This is a genomic window from Helicobacter magdeburgensis (assembly GCF_000765825.2).
Classification (GTDB): Bacteria; Campylobacterota; Campylobacteria; order Campylobacterales; family Helicobacteraceae; genus Helicobacter_C; species Helicobacter_C magdeburgensis.
In genome coordinates, this window is the sequence record NZ_JRPE02000036.1 from 1 (window position 1) to 2,446 (window position 2,446).

Sequence of the window (2,446 nt, forward strand, 5' to 3'; positions counted from 1 at the left end):
TTTTACAAAAATCACCCCCCTATTTTGCGTGGTTTGAGGCACCAAAAATGCCCCTTATGGCAAAAAAATCAAAAAACTGATAGCTTTAAGCAAAATGGCGTAAAAAAACTCTTTTTTAAAGCAAAAAATGGCGTAAAAAAACTCTTTTTTGGCGTAAAAAAACTCTTTTTTACAAAAATCACCCCCCTATTTTGCGTGGTTTGAGGCACCAAAAATGCCCCTTAAACAAGATATTAAACAAGAATATATATTAAACAAGAGTCCGCCGCTTAAGTTTTCTCTCTCAAAATCAATCCAAAAATAAGAACAAAATCAAAGAAAAATCGCTCATTATCTAACAATAATTTACTCTTTTTTCTTACAATTTTATTTAAGGGCGAGACTACTCTTTGTAATACAATTTCGCTACCGCTCAATTGATTACCGCAGAGTCTCGCAAAGGGGAAAATCCCCCTTTGAACCCCCTTATCTCACTTTGGCGTGAGATTGCAAAACTTGGTTTTGCATAGAATCGGGGCAAAAGCAATCATTGTGCTATCGCACACTGCTTTTGCCTTAGGCGTTCGCCTTACGGCTCACTTAACTCCGTGCTTCGCACTCCGTTTAGCTTATAAGGGAAAAAATGAAAAGTGTGGTTAGAAGTATTAGAATCCCCATAGAACAAGAGCAAGTTATAAGGGAGAAAATGCAAGAACAAGGGCTTACATTCACTCAATACGCCCTTAACTCTATGCTAAAAGGTAAAACACCAAAAAAAGAAAGCAGAGCTTTGCAGAACAAAGAGCTCATCATTGAACTTGCCAAGTGGGGTAACAATCTCAATCAAGTAGCAAAGCACCTTAACACAACAAAGGGCGGACTAGATAGAGTGGGGCTTGAAATGTTAGGGCGGATTGAAGCTCACTTGCAAGAGATAAGGGCTAAATATGATTGTTAAATTCTTTGGCAATCGCAAGGGCGGCGGAGTTTCAAGCATTGACTACTTGCTAAACGACCGCCGAGAGAAAGGCACAGCGAGAATCTTGCAGGGCGATGAACAGACAACAAGGAATCTTATTCTATCCCTTACACAAAAGCATAAAGTGTGCGTGGGGTGCTTGAGCTTTGAAGAAGCACAAATAAGCGAGACAGCAAAGAAAGAGATAATGCAGAGCTTTGAAAATATGCTCTTAACCCCAGCAATGCAAGGGCGGTATAACATTTTGTGGGTAGAGCATACAGACAAAGGGCGGTTAGAATTAAACTTTGTTATCCCCAAAATTGATTTAGAGAGCCAAAAAGCATTCAACCCATACTTTCATATGGCTGATTGTAAAAGAAAGGATATTTGGACTGATTTTGCCAATTTAACCTACAATCTAACAGACCCCAAAGACCCAGCCAAAGAAAACGCGATTCAAGGCAGTAAAAAACAAATAGGGCTTATACGCGATTATGAAGCCCTAGATGAGCTTTTAAATGCCGAAGTGATGAAAGGCAATATCACATCAAGGGAAAACCTAATATCGCTCTTAAAAGCTCAAAATATTGAAGTTACAAGGCAAGGCAAGGATTATATAAGCGTTAAGCTACAAGACAGCCCAAAGGCAAAAAGACTAAAAGGAGGCATATATGACGAACAATTCACAGAACCTAGCAAACTTAGCGAAATTAGCTCAAGCAGAAGCACAAAAGAGAGAGAATTTAATGCTAGAGAGAGAGAACCAATACTTGCAGAACTTAGACAAAGACTTGAAAGCCACATTCAATCAAAGGCTAGATTCTATACAGAGCTACACGATAGAGTATCTAAAAGAAACAATCAACCCAACAGCTCTAAAGATAAAAACCCTAGCGATGAGCTTTCTAAGCGGAATGCTAGTAATGATGATTTTAAGCTTGATTGCGTGGTATCAGTGGATAAGACCTTATCAAGTCTCAAGGGAGATAACTCAAAAAGCGAAAAATGGGAAAATCTACATAGACACGAGCAAGAGCAAGATACACAGGGAAAACGACAACATTTACCTACAAATTCAATAACGCAGGAGCAGGAAAATGACAGCATTAGAAGCCGAGTTAATAGCAGAAGTAGAGCGATTGCAGAAAGAGCTAGAATCCACGCAGAGCAGAGAAGCAGACTTATTGCTAAACAACGAGCTCTTATTGAAAGAACTAGAGAAAGAGACACAAAAAACGCAGAAGCTAGAAACCGACTTGAAACGCTTATTAGAGACACTCAAAGAGAGTTTCAAAGCCGAGCAAGAACGCACAGAACAGCACTTGCAGAGCTTAGAGAGCGATTATCCAAAGCAGTTGCAGACTTTGCAGACAGAATTAGAGAAGCTCTCTCAATAAAACGCCAAAAAGAAAGCAATATTGACAGCCTTTTGTCTCAAGTAGCACAAGCCCAGCGAGAGCAAGACAAAACCACACAAACACCGCAAGAGAGAATCCAAGAAAAACA

Annotated in this window: 3 protein-coding genes; all 3 read left to right on the forward strand. The window is 39.5% G+C overall.

The genetic code is table 11. The features are described 5' to 3' along the window. Positions 1–204: hypothetical protein (locus LS74_RS11595; protein WP_236096933.1), on the forward strand; the 204-nt coding region annotated here is incomplete at its 5' end. Positions 205–622: 418 nt separating this feature from the next. Further along, positions 623–937 carry a plasmid mobilization protein gene (locus LS74_RS10685; RefSeq protein ID WP_138070033.1) on the forward strand — a complete coding sequence of 105 codons (315 nt, stop codon included), beginning with the start codon at positions 623–625 and terminating at the stop codon, positions 935–937. Further along, a partial coding sequence (locus LS74_RS10690; protein WP_138129145.1) for a relaxase/mobilization nuclease domain-containing protein occupies positions 927–2,446 on the forward strand: 1,520 nt, incomplete at its 3' end. The genes LS74_RS10685 and LS74_RS10690, both read left to right, overlap by 11 nt.

Coding starts and splice junctions, on each gene's coding strand:
- LS74_RS10685 (WP_138070033.1), top strand. CDS start 623: ATGAAAAGTGTGGTTAGAAGTATTAGAATCCCCATAGAACAAGAGCAA.